17 protein-coding genes are annotated in these 16,920 nt (G+C 69.4%); 12 read left to right on the top strand and 5 right to left on the bottom strand.

Annotated features, from left to right (window positions below; all coding sequences use genetic code 11):
• Positions 1 to 52 precede the first annotated feature (52 nt).
• Positions 53 to 454, bottom strand: a complete 402-nt coding sequence (locus tag LWC35_RS06180; RefSeq protein WP_232868916.1) for a nuclear transport factor 2 family protein — start codon at positions 452 to 454, stop codon at positions 53 to 55.
• Positions 455 to 750: 296 nt separating this feature from the next.
• Between LWC35_RS06180 and LWC35_RS06185 the strand changes: the two genes are divergently transcribed.
• From LWC35_RS06185 to LWC35_RS06195, 3 genes are all read left to right on the top strand, one after another.
• Positions 751 to 2,736 (top strand): flavin-containing monooxygenase, encoded by a 1,986-nt coding sequence (locus LWC35_RS06185; protein ID WP_232868917.1) that lies wholly within the window; start codon positions 751 to 753, stop codon positions 2,734 to 2,736.
• 60 nt (positions 2,737 to 2,796) lie between these two features.
• Positions 2,797 to 3,645, top strand: coding sequence for an alpha/beta fold hydrolase (locus tag LWC35_RS06190; RefSeq protein ID WP_232868918.1), 849 nt, complete (start codon positions 2,797 to 2,799; stop codon positions 3,643 to 3,645).
• A gap of 162 nt (positions 3,646 to 3,807) precedes the next feature.
• The gene (locus LWC35_RS06195; protein WP_232868919.1) at positions 3,808 to 4,725 is read left to right on the top strand and encodes a MurR/RpiR family transcriptional regulator; all 918 of its coding nucleotides are present in this window, start codon (positions 3,808 to 3,810) and stop codon (positions 4,723 to 4,725) included.
• Between the two features lie 25 nt (positions 4,726 to 4,750).
• Here LWC35_RS06195 and curA read toward each other — a convergent pair whose 3' ends face one another.
• Positions 4,751 to 5,974 (bottom strand): NADPH-dependent curcumin/dihydrocurcumin reductase, encoded by a 1,224-nt coding sequence (curA, locus tag LWC35_RS06200; protein WP_308194472.1) that lies wholly within the window; start codon positions 5,972 to 5,974, stop codon positions 4,751 to 4,753.
• Between the two features lie 53 nt (positions 5,975 to 6,027).
• On the opposite strand from curA, the gene hutH reads away from it, so the two are divergent.
• The 9 genes from hutH (at position 6,028) to LWC35_RS39040 (ending at position 15,400) form a co-directional block, all read left to right on the top strand.
• Positions 6,028 to 7,557, top strand: coding sequence for a histidine ammonia-lyase (gene hutH / locus LWC35_RS06205; RefSeq protein ID WP_232868920.1), 1,530 nt, complete (start codon positions 6,028 to 6,030; stop codon positions 7,555 to 7,557).
• Between the two features lie 146 nt (positions 7,558 to 7,703).
• Positions 7,704 to 8,654 (top strand): ABC transporter substrate-binding protein, encoded by a 951-nt coding sequence (locus LWC35_RS06210; RefSeq protein ID WP_232868921.1) that lies wholly within the window; start codon positions 7,704 to 7,706, stop codon positions 8,652 to 8,654.
• Positions 8,655 to 8,719: 65 nt separating this feature from the next.
• Positions 8,720 to 9,604 carry an amino acid ABC transporter permease gene (locus tag LWC35_RS06215; protein ID WP_232868922.1) on the top strand — a complete coding sequence of 295 codons (885 nt, stop codon included), beginning with the start codon at positions 8,720 to 8,722 and terminating at the stop codon, positions 9,602 to 9,604.
• Entirely contained in the window at positions 9,601 to 10,368 is a 768-nt protein-coding gene (locus LWC35_RS06220) for an amino acid ABC transporter ATP-binding protein (protein ID WP_232868923.1), read from the top strand. Before LWC35_RS06215 ends, LWC35_RS06220 begins: the two co-directional genes overlap by 4 nt.
• A 100-nt stretch (positions 10,369 to 10,468) precedes the next feature.
• Positions 10,469 to 11,293, top strand: coding sequence for an alpha/beta fold hydrolase (locus tag LWC35_RS06225; RefSeq protein WP_232868924.1), 825 nt, complete (start codon positions 10,469 to 10,471; stop codon positions 11,291 to 11,293).
• 126 nt (positions 11,294 to 11,419) lie between these two features.
• Positions 11,420 to 12,631: an allantoate amidohydrolase gene (locus tag LWC35_RS06230; RefSeq protein WP_232868925.1), complete on the top strand. Its 1,212-nt coding sequence runs from the start codon at positions 11,420 to 11,422 to the stop codon at positions 12,629 to 12,631.
• Positions 12,628 to 13,911 carry a formimidoylglutamate deiminase gene (locus LWC35_RS06235; protein ID WP_232868926.1) on the top strand — a complete coding sequence of 428 codons (1,284 nt, stop codon included), beginning with the start codon at positions 12,628 to 12,630 and terminating at the stop codon, positions 13,909 to 13,911. The genes LWC35_RS06230 and LWC35_RS06235 overlap by 4 nt, the downstream gene beginning before the upstream one ends.
• A gap of 231 nt (positions 13,912 to 14,142) precedes the next feature.
• A complete protein-coding gene (locus LWC35_RS06240) occupies positions 14,143 to 14,559 on the top strand; it encodes a pyridoxamine 5'-phosphate oxidase family protein (protein ID WP_232868927.1) in 417 nt (138 codons plus the stop codon).
• A 709-nt stretch (positions 14,560 to 15,268) separates the two neighbouring features.
• Complete coding sequence (locus LWC35_RS39040; RefSeq protein ID WP_269803652.1) at positions 15,269 to 15,400, top strand: hypothetical protein; 132 nt, start codon at positions 15,269 to 15,271, stop codon at positions 15,398 to 15,400.
• A 57-nt stretch (positions 15,401 to 15,457) separates the two neighbouring features.
• On the opposite strand, the gene LWC35_RS06245 is transcribed toward LWC35_RS39040, so the two are convergent.
• The 3 genes from LWC35_RS06245 to LWC35_RS06255 all read right to left on the bottom strand — a co-directional run.
• Positions 15,458 to 15,913: an alpha/beta hydrolase gene (locus LWC35_RS06245; protein WP_232868937.1), complete on the bottom strand. Its 456-nt coding sequence runs from the start codon at positions 15,911 to 15,913 to the stop codon at positions 15,458 to 15,460.
• On the bottom strand, positions 15,853 to 16,155 hold the full coding sequence (locus tag LWC35_RS06250) for an alpha/beta hydrolase (protein WP_232868938.1): 303 nt from the start codon (positions 16,153 to 16,155) through the stop codon (positions 15,853 to 15,855). Before LWC35_RS06250 ends, LWC35_RS06245 begins: the two co-directional genes overlap by 61 nt.
• Before the next feature lie 35 nt (positions 16,156 to 16,190).
• Positions 16,191 to 16,920 (bottom strand): maleylacetate reductase (locus LWC35_RS06255; protein WP_232868928.1); only part of this gene is annotated, 730 nt, incomplete at its 5' end.

Raw genomic sequence — 16,920 nt, forward strand, 5'->3', positions numbered from 1 at the left:
ACCCACGAGAGGAACCACCACGAGACCTCCGAACCGAGTCCGCGAGTCGGGGTCACAGTCCCCAACCGGGGTGAGGCTGAAGCGCGCCCTCCTCCTTGACGAACGACTCGCGAAGGTCCGAGACCTTCTCGCCCGAGAACGTCAGGAGGAAGTTTCCCGCAAGGGTGTACTGCTCCCCCCGGGACCGTAGGATCGTCCACCACTCGACACCCACACGATCGCGGTCGATGACCGGGGTGCCATAACGGAAGTCGACGTCGGAGACGTCGGCGACCGCGTTCTCCCAGAAGCCCTCGATCTCGTCCTGCCCGACGAAGGGCTCGTCGAGGAAGGGGCTGTTCCGGTAGTGCGCGTCGGCGGTGAAGATCGCGGCGGCCGCCTTCGCGTCACGCTCGCGCCAGACCCGCCCGAAGCTCTCCAGCCATTCCTCCACGACGCCCTCTGAAACGCTCATCGGACCTTCCTCACTGTCACTCTCGGACTGTCACTGTCGGACTGTTGGTTGGACTGCCACTGTCGGTGGGTGGTCGTCGCAGTGGCGACTCGACGAGCGGCCCGGGTCGCGCCTCGTACCGCGCCCAGCGGCTCGGCCGGTCTCGCACCACTCTATGCGCCTGCGTCGGAATCGCATAGTATCATACAGCCTGCTCGCGCCGTCGTCGGCGTCGTGGCAGCAGCGTCGTGGCAGCGCTGTGCGACCGAAGTTCATCGTCGTGACCCCGGCGACCGACAGAAGGGACGCAACTCGACATGACACCGCCAGGCAGCTCCCAGGCGGCGGAGACCGAGCATTTCGACGACCTCTACTGGGAGTCCCGGTCCGAGCCGATCGTGGAGGACGATGCGTTCCTCGAGGAGATCGTGGCCGGCGCGGAGCTGCCGGTCCTGCTGGCTGCGCTCGCAGCAGCCTTGCGCGACACCACCTTCCTCCACCCGGACCTCCGGCCTCCGCTCACCCCGATGGACACGACCCCACATCCGCACGGCGGCATGACGGCGGAGCAGCGGGAGAAGGCAGCCCTCCTCGCTCTGGCCGGGTTGCAGGAGCTGCGTGACAAGCAGGTCACGACGGTCGACATGCTGCCGGACGCGGCCGTCCGCGACATCCTCGGCTACCTCACGGGTGGCCGCGAGGAATGGTTCGGCATGCTCACCCACGAGCTCGACATCGCACCCACCAAGGGTGGGAGGCCCGCTTGGCAGTTCGACGAGGTGGCACGCGGGCGAGATTTCTCGGCGCTCATCGTCGGGGCGGGTGTGGCAGGGATTGCGGCCGCGCACCGCTACGCCCAGGCCGGCATCCCCTACGTCCTCGTCGAGGCCGGTGAGACCATCGGCGGAACGTGGGCGAAGAACACCTATCCCGGCGTCCGCCTGGACACGCCGACCTTCGGCTACTCGTACTCGTTCGCCCAGCGGGGCGACTGGCCGCACCAGTTCGCGCAGGGCGGCGAGATCCTCGACTACCTGCGTGACGTCGCAAGGCGCGCAGGCGTCGTCGACCGCATCGAGTTCCGGACCCGGCTGGTACGGCTGCGCTGGGTCGAGGAGGAGCGACTGTGGGAGGCCACCACCCGCACCGCCGACGGAGGCGAGCAGGTGCGCCGGTTCTCCGCCGTCGTCAGCGCGCTCGGCCAGCTCGACCGCCCGAACATTCCCGAGATCGCGGGCTCGGAGAAGTACCGCGGGATGACGATGCACTCGCAGGAATGGGACCACGACGTCGACCTCGCGGGTAAGAGCGTCGCCGTCGTCGGCACCGGCGCCAGCGCCTACCAGATCGTGCCGGCGATCATGGACCAGGTCGGCTCGCTCATCGTCTTCCAGCGCAGCGCCCCCTGGATGCTCCCTGCGCCCACCTACCACCACACCGTGAGCGCGGCCTTCACGTGGCTGCGGCGCAAGGTTCCGCACTACGCGCAGTGGTTCCGGCTCTGGGTCATTCTCACGGGGATCGAGGGCAGGGCGCACACCGTGGTGGCACAGGAGGACTGGCCGGGCGCCCCGTTGAGCTGTTCCCCGGCGAACCAGGAACTGCGCGAGTTCCTCGTCTCTCGGATTGCGCCTCAGTTCGACGACGATCCCGACCTTCTCCAGCGCGTCATCCCCAACTACCCGCCGGGCGCGAAGCGCATGCTCCGCGACAACGGCGTGTGGGCCGCAGCACTGAAGTCGGAGAAAACCACGCTGGTCACTGCCGGCATCGAGCGGTTCACCGAGAACGGCTTCGTCGATGCGAGCGGCCAGGAGCACGACGTCGACGTCGTCGTGTTCGCGACCGGGTTCAAGCCTTCGGACTATCTCGACGAGGTCGAGGTCGTCGGCCGCGACGGTCGTGAGATCCATGCCTTCTGGGATGGCGACGCGCGCGCCTACAACGGGATCACCGTCCCCGGATTTCCCAATTTCTTCCTCATCTACGGGCCCAACGTCGGCGGCACCGTTGCGGGGAGTCTGCATTTCATGCTCGAGCGCGCCGTCGAGTACTCCCTCTCCGCGATCCACGAACTTCTGCGGCGCGGGGTCGCCGCACTCGACGTCCGTCCCGAAGCGCTCGACCGTTTCGTCGAGTGGGTGGATGAGGGAAACCGCACGAAGGCCTGGGGCCAGCCCTACGCCCGCACCTGGTACCAGAACAAGAACGGTCGCGTGTCCCAGCTCTGGCCGTACACGAACATCGAGTACTGGGACATCACCGACTCCGTCAACGACGACGACTACGAGTTCCTCGAGTAGCCGTACCTCCCCCCACCGACACCTGCGCGTTGCACTCCCACCCCTTCTTCCTGGAGACGGATGAACCAGATGCATGAGGTCGAGCGCCACGAACTCACCCTCGGAGGGCTGACGACGAGCTATCTGGCGGCGGGAGGCCCCTCCGCCCCACCGGTCGTGCTCCTCCATGACGGGACATGGGGTGGGGCCGCCGAGACCGCCTGGGCAGGGGTGATCCCCCTCCTGGCCACCCGTTACCACGTCATCGCGCCGGACCTCTACGGATACGGGCGTTCCAGCAAGATGGTCCAACTCGACGTGGCTCCCTACACGTTCAGGCTCCGTCAGGTTGCCGCCCTGCTCGATGCGGTCGGGTTGGGCGCCACGCCCGCCCATGTCGTGGGCAACTCGTTCGGCGGGGCCATGGCTCTGCGTGCCTCGACGACACCGTGGTTCGCCTGGCGGATGAAGTCGGGCGTCTCGATCGCGGGTACCGGGGGGCCCTACCGCACGAAGGAGTCCTTGGCGTCGTTGTCGCAGTTCGACGGGACCCGGGCGGACATGCTGCGCATCGTCCGACTCCTCACCGGCGACTTCGCGGGCATCGAGGCGCACGTCGACCTTCGGATGCGGAACGCGAGCGACCCCGGTCACTATCGAGCGGTCGCCGCGGCCGGCCTTCCGACGCCGTTCGCGACGACCGAGAGGGTCGACGAGTACCCCGAGAGTCTCCGCCACGTGACGGTCCCACTCGCCCTTGTGAGTGGACTGGACGACGACCTTGTCGAGCCAGGTTGGGCGGGAAAGATCGCTCAGTGCGCCCGGTCCTGCGCGGTGTACGAGATCGAGGCGAAGCACTCCCCCAACATCAGCGACCCGGAACACACCGCGAGGCTGCTCGCCGACATCCTGGCCACGTTCGAGCAGTAGGCACCTGGCGTCCCGGAACCCGTCGCGCCGAGGTCGTCCGCACTCATCGCCGAGAAGCCCACCTCATGAGATCGGTTGCTGGATGTATAGAAGTATGCAAAGCTGGGACGAACCTCGCCGTGCGCAGGTGCCTGCTGCCATTCCATCGGGGCAGAAGCCGAGGTGCGTCTGCTCGTCGCGCTCGGGTGCGACGCCCGTGTGCGGCCGTATCGGAGGGCTGACATGACAACGGAAGCGGCCGCCTCCGTCGATGCCGTCTACGACCGTTTGCGCAACTCGCGGCTCTCTCCGGCTCAGCGGCGTATCGCCCGCTACGTCATCGACCATCGTGATGACGCGGCGTTCCTGACCAGCGACAGCATTGCCCGTCAGGTCGGTGTAAGCCAGCCCTCCGTCTCCCGGTTCGCCGCAGCGTTGGGATACCGGCGGTTCGCCGACTTCAAGGACGCCCTGCAGAAGTGGGCTCGGTCGGAGATGACCTCGTTCCCGCCCCAGACCGAGAGCGCCGGCCCGCTGGAGGAGGCGATCGGTGCCGAGATCGCCAACCTGCAGTGGCTCAGCAAGTCCGCCCCCCTCGGCGACCAGATCGCCCGGGTCGGCGCGGCCATCATGTCGTCGGAACGGCTCCCGGTGATCGGGCTGCGCGTCTCGCGATCCTTCGCGCAGCACTTCGCCTACCTCGGGGCCAAGGTGCACCCGGGCATCGCCGTCATCGACCGCGGCGACACCGAGGAGAAGGAGCGGATCGCCCGGGCCCGCGACCAGGGAGCGACCTGGTGCCTGGCCTTCATCCTCCCCCGCTACCCGAGGGAGGCCTGCGATCTCGTGCGCTACGCGCGCGAGATCGGGCTGAAGGTGGCGGTCATCAGCGACGAGTCGTACGCGACGGTGGGCCATGAGACCGACGAGCTGATCACGGTACGACTCGCCAGCGGCCTGCTCTTCGACACCTCGGCCGCTGTCAACATCACGTCGAGCGCCTTGCTCCACGCCATGGCCGACGCGCGTCCGAACAGCTCGCAGATGGGTCTCGAGCGGTTCGAGCGACATGCCGCGGAGCTGAGCGTCTTCGAGGACTGATCGACCTCGTCGTCGACCTGGCTGGTCAGGCCTCGGTCGACGGCTCACCCGTGGTCGGGTCCTCTGAGACCCTCACCAGGAGCTTGCCGAAGTTCCTACCCTCGAGGAGGCCGAGAAAGGCGTCGACAGCGTTCTCGATGCCCTCGACGACGTCCTCGCGGTACTTGAGCCGGCCTTCGGCGAACCATGTCGACACATCGCGCTGGAAGCGCCCGTAGTGGGTGGCCCCAAAGTCGCGCTGTGTGAACCCCCGGACGAGCAGCCGCCTGGTGTTGATCGCGCTCATGAGAAGGTGTGACCGGTCCGGCCCCGCCGGCGGACGTGTCTCGTTGTACTGCGACACCAGACCACAGACCGGCACGCGGGCGAAGTCGTTGAGATGAGGGAATACGGCCTCCCACACCGCACCGCCGACGTTCTCGAAGTAGATGTCGATGCCGTCAGGCACGGCAGCGCCCAGGTCCTCGACGAACGTGGGCGCCCGGTGGTCGAGTGCGGCGTTGAAGCCCAGCTCCCGCATCCAGGCGACCTTGTCCGGTCCGCCCGCGACACCGACGGTGCGGGCTCCCTGGAGCCGGGCGATCTGCCCGACCATCGATCCGACCGGACCGGTCGCCGCGGCGACCACCAGCGTCTCGCCGGGCTGCGGCCGACCGATCTCGGTGAGTCCGACCCACGCTGCGAAGCCCGGCATGCCGAGGATTCCCAACGCTGTGGAAATGGGCGCCCTGCCCGGATCTATCGCGCGCAGCAGGTCCGCGTTCTGGACCGCATGGGTCTGCCATCCGACGTGCGCGAGCACGATGTCGCCGGGGGCGAACATCGCCGACGCCGATTCGAGGACCTCACAGACCGTTCCACCCTCCATGACCTCACCGAGCTCCGTGGCCCTGGCATAGGACCGCCCGGCGTTCATCCGCCCGCGCATGTACGGGTCGAGGGAAAGATAGATCGTCCGGAGCAGCACCTGCCCCTCCTCCAGTGCGGGGAGGTCTCGCGCCTCGAGGCGAAAGTTCTCGTGGATGGGCTCGCCGGTGGGGCGAGAGGCCAGGACGACGGCGGTCGTATGGGTCACGCGGCGAACATACTCAGAGCTTGCCACGTCTGCATACCAGGGATACAGTTCGGCGCAGTCTGCATGCTCTTCTACACACGTTCCGCCCCCCGACGGGAATGTACGAACGCTCGGGTTCATCGATCCCTGCAACCGCGGCGCCCGCGTGCGCTCCACCGACCCGGCGCGGGTCATCGCCCACCACGGAAGCCACGAGTACAGGCACCAATACAAGGAGACGAATCAGCGTGAATACCGTCAGGATCACGGGCGAGCGCGTGAGCTTGGATGCCCTCCGGCCGGTCTATCGCAGCCCCGTGACAGTGGACCTTGCTCCTCAGGCGCTGGAGAACATCCGCCGTGGCCACCAGGTCATCCTTGACGCGGTCGGCCGGGGGGACGTCGTCTACGGCGTGAACACCGGTTTCGGGAAGCTCGCCGACCGTCGGATCTCCTCCGACGACCTCGCCGAGCTGCAACGGCGCTCGGTGCTCTCGCACATGGTCGGCGTCGGGGACCCGCTCCCCGACGAGATCGTCCGCGCGATCCTCGTCATCAAGCTCATCGGGCTGGCCCGGGGCCACTCCGGGATCCGCGTCGAGGTCGCCGAGATGCTGAAGGCGCTCATCGACGCGGACGTGTTGCCGGTCGTCCCCTCCCAGGGGTCGGTGGGCGCTTCGGGCGACCTCGCGCCCCTTGCCCACATGGCCGGCGCGATGATGGGCGAGGGTCGTGTCCGGATCGGCGGTGTCACCTATGACGCCAGAGAGGGCCTCGCCGAAGCCGGGCTCGCTCCGATCGTCCTCGGCCCGAAGGAGGCCGTCGCGCTCCTCAACGGCGTTCAGGCGTCCACCGCCATCGCGCTCCGTGGCCTGTTCGGCGCCGAAGCCGTGATCAATGCGGGCCTCGCGGCAGGGGCGCTCACCCTGGAGGCGACCGCCGGCCGCCAGATGGTCCTCGACGACCGGATCCAGCAGATTCGCGGCCACGCCGGCCAGATCCGCGTGGCCGGCGTGTTGCGTCGACTCGTCGCGGACAGCCCGGTGCTCGACATCGAGTTCGCGGGCCGGCGACTGCAGGACCCGTACTGCCTCCGGTGCCAGCCGCAGGTCATGGGGGCGGCGCTCGACCTCCTCACCTTCGCCGCGCGCACGCTCGAGCAGGAGCTCAACGCCGTCTCGGACAACCCGCTCATGTTTCCCGACGACGGGGTCGTGTTGTCGGGCGGGAACTTCCACGGGCAGCCCGTCGCATTCGCCGCCGACATCATCGCGATGGCGGTCTGTGAGATCGGTTCCATCTCCGAGCGGCGGCAGGCCATGCTCATGGATGCCTCCATGAGTGGGCTGGAGCCCTTCCTGGTGGAGAACGCGGGGTTGAACTCCGGGTTCATCATGGCCCAGGTCACCAGCGCCGCGCTCGTTGCCGAGAACCGGGGCAAGGCGATGCCGAACAGCGTGGACAGCATCCCGACCTCCGCCGGTCAGGAGGACCACGTCAGCATGGCGACGCACGCGTCGGTGCGCCTCGGCCCCATGGTGCGCAACGCGGCTTACGTCGTTGCGATCGAGCTGTTGAGCGCAGCGCAGGGCTTGGACCTGCGCAACGGTGGCCACTCGGCGCCTGCCAACCGTCCCACGTACGACCTGGTCCGCTCGAAGGCTGAGTTCCTCAAGGACGACCGGATCATGTCGGGGGAGATGGAGGCCGTCGCTGCCGAGATCCTCGACGGGGCCTTCCTGGAGATCACCGATTTGCCGGTGGACGCCACGAGCTGATCGAGCCCGAGTTTGTTACGCGCGTGGAACGACTTGGTTAGGCAGATCGGCGTGCATTGCCGGCCCTGCATAGAGATCGATACAGTATTTACTGGACTGAATGATTCTCTTCAGTTCCTGCTGTCGACACCATTGAGGAGTTCTCGATGCCCAAGCCCCGCGCGCTCATGGCCACGGTCTCCGTTGCCGCCGCCGTAGCGCTGCTCATCTCCGGTTGCGGCTCCGGAAGCTCGACCCCCACGGCGGGTGACAGCACCACCTCACAGGTCATCCCCGAGCTGTACGACCGGCTGCCCCAGCAGGTCCGGGACTCCGGCGTCCTCACGGTGGCGACGGATCCCTCCTATCCGCCGTGCGACTACACCGACGACTCCGGTGAGATCGCCGGCTTCAACCACGACCTGCTGATGGCGATGGCGCCGCGGCTCGGGGTGAAGATCACTCAGGAGGCCATCGCCTTCGACGGACTCCTCCCGGGTGTCCAGAGTGGGCGCTACACCGCAGCGATGGAATGCATCACCGACAACGCGGAACGCCAGAAGACGGTGCAGTTCGTCGACTACGCCTACGCGACGCTGAGCCTCATGGCCACCGCGGCGAACCCGAAGACCATCACCTCGAACCCGCTGAGCGTGTGCGGGCTGCACGTCGGCGTGCAGATCGGCACGGAGTTCGTCGACAACGCGAGGATGTTCTCGGAGAACTGCGTGGCGCAGGGGCGTCCGGAACTGGAGGTCACCAACTTCCCGACGGCCGGCGCCCAGAACACCGCCCTGCAGTCCGGCCAGATCGATTTTGCTGTCACCGACACCGCGACCGGCGCGTGGCAGAACAAGACCAGCAACAACGCGTTCACGATCATCCCCAGTCCGATGCTGGCCCGCACGTACGTCGGCATCGTCGTTCCCCGCGACGCCGACGACACTGCCCAGGCCCTCCTCGGCGCGCTCCAGGCGATCATCAAGGACGGCACCTACGACCAGATCATGTCCCAGTGGGGCCTCTCCGACGCCGCGTTGAAGGAGCCCGGCATCAACCTGGCGGCGACCCGTCCCCTCGAGCTGCCCACCCGGTGCGGAGCATGTGGACAGCCGTGACCCGGCGAGTCGGGCGGGGCGGGGCTCGTTCGACCGCGGCCCACCCAGACGGAAGGGAACCACCGGTGACATCACTGACCGCCTATGGCGAGGTGCGGGACCCCTACGCCACGCCCGTTCCGCGTCGACACCCCAGCCACTGGATCAGTGGATGCCTCGCGCTGCTGCTTGCCGCGGGTGTGGCCTACGGGCTGGCGACGAACGAGAGCTTCGAATGGTCCGTCTTCGGGCGGTACCTCTTCTCGGCGCCGACCCTGCAAGGCCTGGCGGTGACGATCGAGTTGTCGCTGGTCTCGCAGATCATCGCGGTCCTGATCGGCTGCGCACTCGCTCTGCTCGGGGAGTCCCGCAATCCGGTCTTCCGGGCTTTCGCGAAGGCATACGTTGGCTTCTTTCGTGGCGTTCCGCTCCTCGTCATCCTGCTGATCTGCTTCAACGCCGCGCTGTTCGTGCCACAGGTGGGAATCGGCACCTACAGCTGGGACACCAACACGCTCATCACCGGGTTCAGTGCCGCGATCATCGGGCTGTCCCTGCACGAGGGGGCCTTTGCCGGGGAGATCATCCGGGCAGGCTTCATGTCGGTCCCGGAGGGGCAACGGGAAGCGGCGCACAGCCTGGGCATGAAGCGCCGGGTGGTGATGCGGGTCATCGTGATCCCGCAGGCCATCCGCGTGATCATCCCGCCGACCGGAAACCAGTTCATCGGGCTGCTGAAAGCCACCTCGCTCGTCTCCGTCATCGGCGGGGGGGACCTGCTGACACGTGCCCAGCAGGTCTACGGCTCCAACTTCAAGGTCATCCCGCTGCTGATGGTGGTCAGTTTCTGGTACCTGCTCATCGTCACGATCGCCACCTTCGGCCAGCACTTCCTCGAGAAGAAGTACTCCGTGTCGAGCGGGGCCCGAGCAGGAGTCGCCAGAGCTCGTCTCGCGGAGGAGCCTGTATGAACGCGCAGCCCCTGGTCGCGATTCGCGGCGTCGTGAAGCGCTTCGGCCATACCGAGGTCCTCAAGGGAATCGACCTCGATGTCATGCAGGGCGAAGTGCTGTGTCTGATCGGCCCGTCGGGGTCGGGAAAAAGCACTCTCCTGCGCTGCGTGAACCACCTGGAGAAGATCGACGCCGGCTATATCAGGGTCGACGACGAGTATGCCGGTGCCGTGGTGCGGAACGGCGAGCTGCACGAGGCGAGCGATGCAGAGATCGCCACGTACCGGGAGCGCGTCGGCATGGTGTTCCAGCACTTCAACCTCTTCCTGCACCTGACCGCGCTCGAGAACGTCGCGATCGGGCTCACCAAGGTCCGCCGACTCCCCCGGCACGAGGCCCTCCAGCGGGCCAGGGCCGCTCTGGCGGACGTGGGGCTGGAGCACCTGCGCGACTCCTACCCCCGCCACCTCTCGGGCGGCCAGCAGCAGCGCGTCGCCATCGCCCGTGCGCTGGCGATGGAGCCCAAGCTCATGCTCTTCGACGAACCCACCAGTGCGCTGGACCCGGAGTTGGTCGGCGAGGTGCTCTCCGTCATGCGGCGGGTGGCCGAGGGAGGGATGACGATGATCGTGGTCACCCACGAGATGCGGTTCGCGCGCGACGTCGCCGACCGCGTCGCCTTCATGGACCAGGGCCTGAACGCGGAGGTGGGGCCCGCGCGGCAGCTCATCGACTCGCCGACCTCCGAGCGGACGAGGAAGTTCCTCAACCACGTGGGGTGAGAACCATGCGTACGAAGACACCAGACAGGCGGATCCGCCTGCAGCGGCCACCACGTGCCAGGGCCGCCGAGTCCGGTGCGCCAGAGGTCAGGAGGGACTGATGAGACGCGTCGGCCTCGCGGTCACTGATCCGGTCGGTCCCGCCGAGGCTCGCTGTCTCGTGCTCGGACACTCGCTCGGAACGTCGGCCGCGCTGTGGGCGGATGCCCTCCCGCTGCTGGCGCAGGACTTTCGGGTCCTGTGCTGGGAGCTCCCCGGCCACGGAGCCTCACCCGTTGCACAGGCTGCTTTCACAGTCGGTGACCTGTCCGACGCGCTCGTGGAGCACCTCGAGACGCTCGGTGTGCGGAAGTTCCTCTACGCCGGCGTGTCGATCACCGGCACGGTGGGACTCGACATCGCGCTCCGGCACGCCGACCGAGTCGGCGGGGTCGCGGTCATTTCCTCCGGAGCCCGGGTCGAGTCCCGATCGGCCTGGGCCGAGCGAGCGGCCTCGGTGCGAGTCCACGGCACGCAGAGCCTGGTCCCCGGATCGGCGCAGCGCTGGTTCGCCCCCTCGACCCGCGAGCTGCACAGGGACCGGATCGCGCGCCTGCTCGAGGCCCTGCGCGACACGGACGACGAGAGCTATGCCTGCGCGTGCGAGGCGCTCGCCGACTACGACGGCACGGCGGGACTGGCGCGAACAGCGGCGCCGGTCCTCGCGGTGTGGGGGCAGTACGACGAGCTCGTTCCCCAGCAGTGGTCCGCCGAGATCGCGCGGGTGGTACGCCGAGGCGCCCTGGAGTGCGTACCCGATGCCGCGCACGCCTCACCGGCGGAGCAGCCGGCGACCGTCGCCGATCGGTTGGCCTCCTTCTTCGGCACGGCGCCGGGCCCCGTACCGACCTCCTCTCCCGCCGATCACTCCCCGACGAGCACGTGACGGAGCACTACTCCTTGACAGGAACGACCTTGACGACCTACCCGCCCGCCGCCATCGACCGCGGCCACACCACGGGTTCCGCGCGAGACGAACGGCCGCCGCGCGCCCGGACGAAGGGGGCGCGTCGTGTCGGTGCGTAAGCGACTGGACGAGATCTGCGACATCGGACGCGACCCGGTGCACGGGGGCTACTCACGGCATCTCCTGGAGCCTGCCGAGCTGGCCCTGCGGGAGTGGTTCTGCCGCTCGGCGGCAGAACTCGACCTGACCGTGGAGACCGACGGCAACGGCAACCTCTGGGCATGGTGGGGCGAGCCCGGGCCGGGCACGATCGCGACCGGGAGCCACCTCGACTCGGTGCCGGGCGGTGGCGCCTTCGACGGCCCCCTCGGCGTGGCGAGCGCGCTCGAGGCCGTGGCGTTGCTCAGGGCGGAGGCATGGGTCCCGGCGCGGCCCATCGCAGTCTGTGCCTTCGCCGAGGAGGAGGGGTCGCGCTTCGGCGTCCCGTGCCTGGGTACCCGGCTTCTGGTGGGCGACATCACCCCGCAGACCGCTCTGGCCCTCACCGATCGTGAGGGGGTCACGCTCGAGGACGCGTGGCGAGAGGTGTCCATGGACGTGTCTCGCGTCGGTCCGGATCCAGGCCGCGTCGCCTTGCTCGACGCGCTCGTCGAACTGCACGTCGAGCAGGGCCTCGATCTGGAGAAGCGCGGTCTGCCGCTCGCGGTGGGCTCGGCGATCATGGCGCACGGCAGGTGGCGGCTCACCATCACCGGCGAGGGCAACCATGCCGGCACCACTCCCATGGGAGAGCGCCGGGATCCCGTGGTCGCGGCATCCGCCGCGGCCCTCGCCGTTCGTGATGTCGCTGTGGAGCGCCCGGCGGCCCGCGGCACTGTCGGTCGCATCTCGGTCACGCCGAACGGGACGAACGTCATCGCCTCCCGCGTCGAGGCGTGGCTCGACATCCGCGCCGACTCCGACACGGCGGTACGCGCCCAGTTCGAGGCCACGGTCGCGCTCATCCGAACGTGTGTCGCCGCCGAGGGGTGCGCCCTCGACGTCCACGAGGAGTCGTTCTCGCCGTTGGTGTCCTTCGACGGGCCGCTGACCGCGCGCGTCGCCGAGCTGCTCGGGGGCGTACCGGCGATCCCGACCGGCGCCGGGCACGACGCCGGCATTCTCGCGTCTCACGTGCCGACGACCATGGTCTTCGTCCGGAACCCGACCGGCGTGTCGCACGCACCCGGAGAGACGGCCCGCGAGGAGGACTGCGAGGAGGGAGCCCGGGGGCTGGCCGTGGTGCTGCGCGAACTCGCCGGGGCGCAGGCGCCGTGACCGGGGCGGACGCGAACTACTGGTGCCGGCGCGCACTCGTCGACGGAGCGTTCGGCGAGCAGGTGCGGGTGCGGGTCGTCGGTGGAGACGTGACCGAGGTGTCGGTGGGCGTCCCGGCGGAACCCGACGAGACCGTGCTCGGCACCGTCGTCCCGGGTTTCGCCAACGCGCACTCGCATGCCTTCCACCGAACCCTGCGCGGCCGCACGCACGCCGACGGCGGTGACTTCTGGCGGTGGCGCAGGCGCATGTACGACGCCGCCACCCGACTGACCCCGGACGGCTACCGCGACCTCGCCGAAGAGGTGTTCACGGAGATGCGCGACGCGGGCTACACCGTGGTCGGCGAGTTCCACTACATCCACCACACACCGCAGGGTGAGCCGTACCCCGGTCACGCGATGGAGCTCGCACTCGCCGACGCCGCGACCTCGGCCGGCCTCCGGCTCGTCCTCCTCGACACGTGCTACCTGCGAGCCGGGGTGGGCCAGCCGCTCGGTGTGGAGCAACTGCAGTTCGCCGACGCGGACGTCCATCGGTGGCTGGAGCGCTGGCACGCCCTGCGCGACACACTCGCCGGAAGCGGACGGGAGCTGGTCACCGTGGGCGCTGCGATCCACTCCGTCCGTGCCGTGTCGCCCGACGATCTCGCGGTGATCGCCGAGGGACTGCCCGACGACGTGCCTCTCCACGCGCACGTCTCGGAGCAACCCGACGAGGTCACAGCGTGCCTGGAGGCCTACGGGGTCACGCCGGTCGGGCTGCTGTCGGCGCACGGCCTGCTGTCCCCGCGGTTCTCGGCGGTGCACGCGACGCACCTCACCGACGACGACATCAGTCTGCTCGGCGCTGCCGGTGCGACGATCGTGATGTGCCCCACCACGGAGGCGGACCTGGGCGACGGGATCGGGCCCGCTCCGGACCTCCTCGCCGCGGGGGCACACCTCGCCGTCGGGTCGGATCAGCACGTCGTCATCGACCCCTGGGAGGAGGTCGGTCGCCTGGAGTTCGACCAACGGCTGCGGCTCGGACGGCGGGGGGTCTTCCCTCCGGAGGTCCTCTGGACGGCAGGCACGGTCGGCGGCCACCGGTCGCTGGGGTTGGCCGGCGACGACGGGCGGTCGCCCGGTCTGCAGGTGGGCGAGCCGTTCGACGCGGTCGAGGTCGACACCGACACGCCGAGGACCCGGGGCGCGGATCCGTGGCAGCTCCCGCTGGTGGCGCGGGCCGCGGACGTCACCGCGACGATCGTGGGAGGCCGACTCACCCGGCCCGGCTGAACAGCGGCGCGCCTCCCCGGAGATCAGTGATGCCCGGGCCACCCACGGAACCCGGCAGCGAGATGTGGGGCGCACCCTGTCGAGGGGTGCTGCTCCGACAGGCCTTACGCACCCGTCCGATCGTCCACAGCCCAACCTCTCCGGTCGTAGCGTCGGGATCGGGACCTCGGGCTCTGATTCGATCTTCCGAGGTCGCCTAACCTGCCGCTGACCAGATCTTGCCCCGAGGAGGTGGTCGAGATTCACGCAGAGCCGAGGCTGGTCGAGCTGGCTCGCGCCGAGTGCCTGACACTTCTGCCCAGCGAGGGCATCGGGCGGGTCGTGGTCACCCAGCGGAGCCTGCCGGCCGCACACCCCGTCCACTATGTGCTCGACGGCGAGGAGGCCGTGTTCCGCACCGCCCGTAACAGCACACTCGCGTCTGCGGTCCTGCATGCGGTCGTGGCGTTCCAGGCCGACGACGTCGACCTCGAGGGCCGGAGCGGGTGGACGGTCTACGGGATCGGCGAGGCCTACGAGGTCGTCGAGCCCGGACGGCTGGACGACCTGCAGCGAGCGCTGTCGCCGTGGTGGGGATCCGACGACACCGCGCACACGATCTCCATCCCCCTGCAGATCCTGCACGGCAGGCTGACGCTGCCGCGCTAGATCGGGGAGCGCCGCCGGCAGCAGCGCTTCCGACCGTCCACTCCGGTTGATCGCCGCGGAGATCTCGTCTCTGGTCGCCGCGTCGTCGCCGTCTCCGGTGGTTGCGACGCGCTCGTCTCGGTCAGCGCCAGGACGGTGCTCGCCGAGCGGCGTCTGGACCCGGCCACCGACGGTCAGCTGCCCGTGTTCGAGGAAGAGTCCGAGCTGGTCGAGTAGGTGACGGCGACCCAGGAACGCTGGCTGGCCATCCTCGCCCGCAACCTCGACGTCGGGAAGTGAACGAGCCCGGCGGCCGCCCAGCGTGCGGCCGACGCCTCCAATACGTTCGCGCGGCCGGTGACCGACACCCGGAGGTCGCGGCGGAGATCGCCGGTCGAGGGCCGCGAGCCGGCGGAGGAGCCGACTACGACGGAGCCCACGGAGGGCGCCGAGCAGGTCTGATCCGCTCCCCGACAGAGCAGCGCCCCCACCCCGAGCACGAAGAGGTGGGGCGCCGCTCGTGTGTCCGGACTCAGCAGCCCGCTACGGAGGCCGCAGTCGCGGAGGTCGGGTGTCTGAGCAGGCTCAGCCCCGCCGAGATCTCGGGTGGCAGGGACTACCAGTCGGGCCTGACCGAGACGCTCATGTGGCTGGCGGGGGAACTGTCGATTCCGCCAGTCGAGATCCGGCGGCGTCGCCTGGACGGCAGGTCGTGTCGGCGGACCAGGTGATGGCAGAGGCGACCGCTGAGCGGCCTCGGCGGTACCGGCAGCCGGAGGACCGCGCGGCGTTGCGGTCGAAGCTCGCGAAGCAGGTCGCGAAGTGGCGACGCCTCGACGAGCTCATCGCGTCCGTGGGCTGACGCTCATCCGCGCAGCCGGGGCGGCCTCCGGCTCGTGAACAGGATGAGCGGGCATCACTACTGGCCGCACGACCAACCGGGTGCTGGTGGCCGGGCGGTCGGTTCCGGCGCGGGGTTGACCGCCGTGGCGGCGAGCAACTCACGCACAGCCACCACCTCCTCGTCGGACACCCCGTGCTCGGGGGCGTCGTGCAGCCGCAGCGTGACATCGGCGCCCATCCGGCGTAGCAGCTCAGCGGTCTCGCGCACCCGGCTAGGGGGCACCCACTCGTCGACCACGCTGCTGCTCAGCAGCACCGCGGTCCCCGGCAGGGTGCCCGTGGCGCTCTTGGCCTCCCCCTCCGGGCCGAGGTACCCCCCGGTCAGCAGGACAACCCCACGGTAGCCCCGCGGAGCGCGGACGAGGTGCTCGGCGAGCAGGCACGCCCCCTGTGAGAAGCCGATCAGAACGGTCAGATCGGGACCGAGGCCCGCTGCCGCGAGCTCGTGCAGCCGGGCGTCAATGGCCTCCAGGGCGTGGCCGAGCCAGGCTCGTTGGCCTCCGGCGGGTCCATGAACCTTCCGGGGTACCAGCCCTCGCCCGCCGCCGCAGGGAGCACGCAGTGCACGTCCGCCAACCCGATCCGGTCGGCGACCCCGACCATGAAGGTCGGGTCCTGTCCGCGGCCGTGGACCAGCAGGGCGGCCTGGGTGGCCTGCGTGGGCGCGGGCCCGCGGCGCACCACCGGCGTCGCGAGATGGGGGTTGAGCGTCATCGGTTGTCGAGTCCTCACGAGGAGAGGTCGGGTGGTCATCGCTCGAGCCGGGCGGGCGGGGCACCACACCACGCCGCGTCGAGCAGGGTGTGGACGCCCGCGGCGGTGACCTCGCGCGGGTTCGCGTAGGGCTCGGCGACGACGAGATCGACGATCCGGGGGATGTCTGCCTCGGCCATGCCGAGCTCGCGCAGGGAGCGCGGGATGCCAAGCTCGCCGGTCACCTCCCACAACGCCCGTGCCGGGTCGTCGACCCCGCCGAGGGCCCGCGACACCGCCGCCATGGCCTCGGTGGCTGCGGGGGCGTTGTAGGCGAGGGCATGCGGCAGGACCACGCTGTGGGTCTGCGCGTGCGGCAGGTCGAGCGCGCCCCCCAACGCGTGGCACAGCTTGTGGTGCAGGGACATGGTGGTCGCTCCGAGCACCGCGCCGCACAGCCAGGCGCCGTACTGGGCCGCCGACCGGGCGGGCAGGTCCTTGCCGTCGGTCACGACCGTGGGCAGGGCGCCCACCAACGCGCGCACCCCCTCCTCGGCCATCAGCGCGACGATCGGGGACCGGTCCGGCGCGTAAAGCCCCTCGACGGCGTGGGCGAGCGCGTTCAGGCCGCTCGCGGCGGAGATCTTCGGGGGCAGTGACAGTGTGAGCTCGGGGTCGTAGAGCACGCTGCGCGGCAGCACCCGGAGGTCGCGACCGGTTCGTTTGCGGCCGTCTTCGGTCAGCCCCCAGACCGGGGTCATCTCCGAGCCCGCGAAGGTGGTGGGC

Source organism: Pseudonocardia kujensis (assembly GCF_021283305.1).
Lineage (GTDB): Bacteria > Actinomycetota > Actinomycetes > Mycobacteriales > Pseudonocardiaceae > Pseudonocardia > Pseudonocardia kujensis.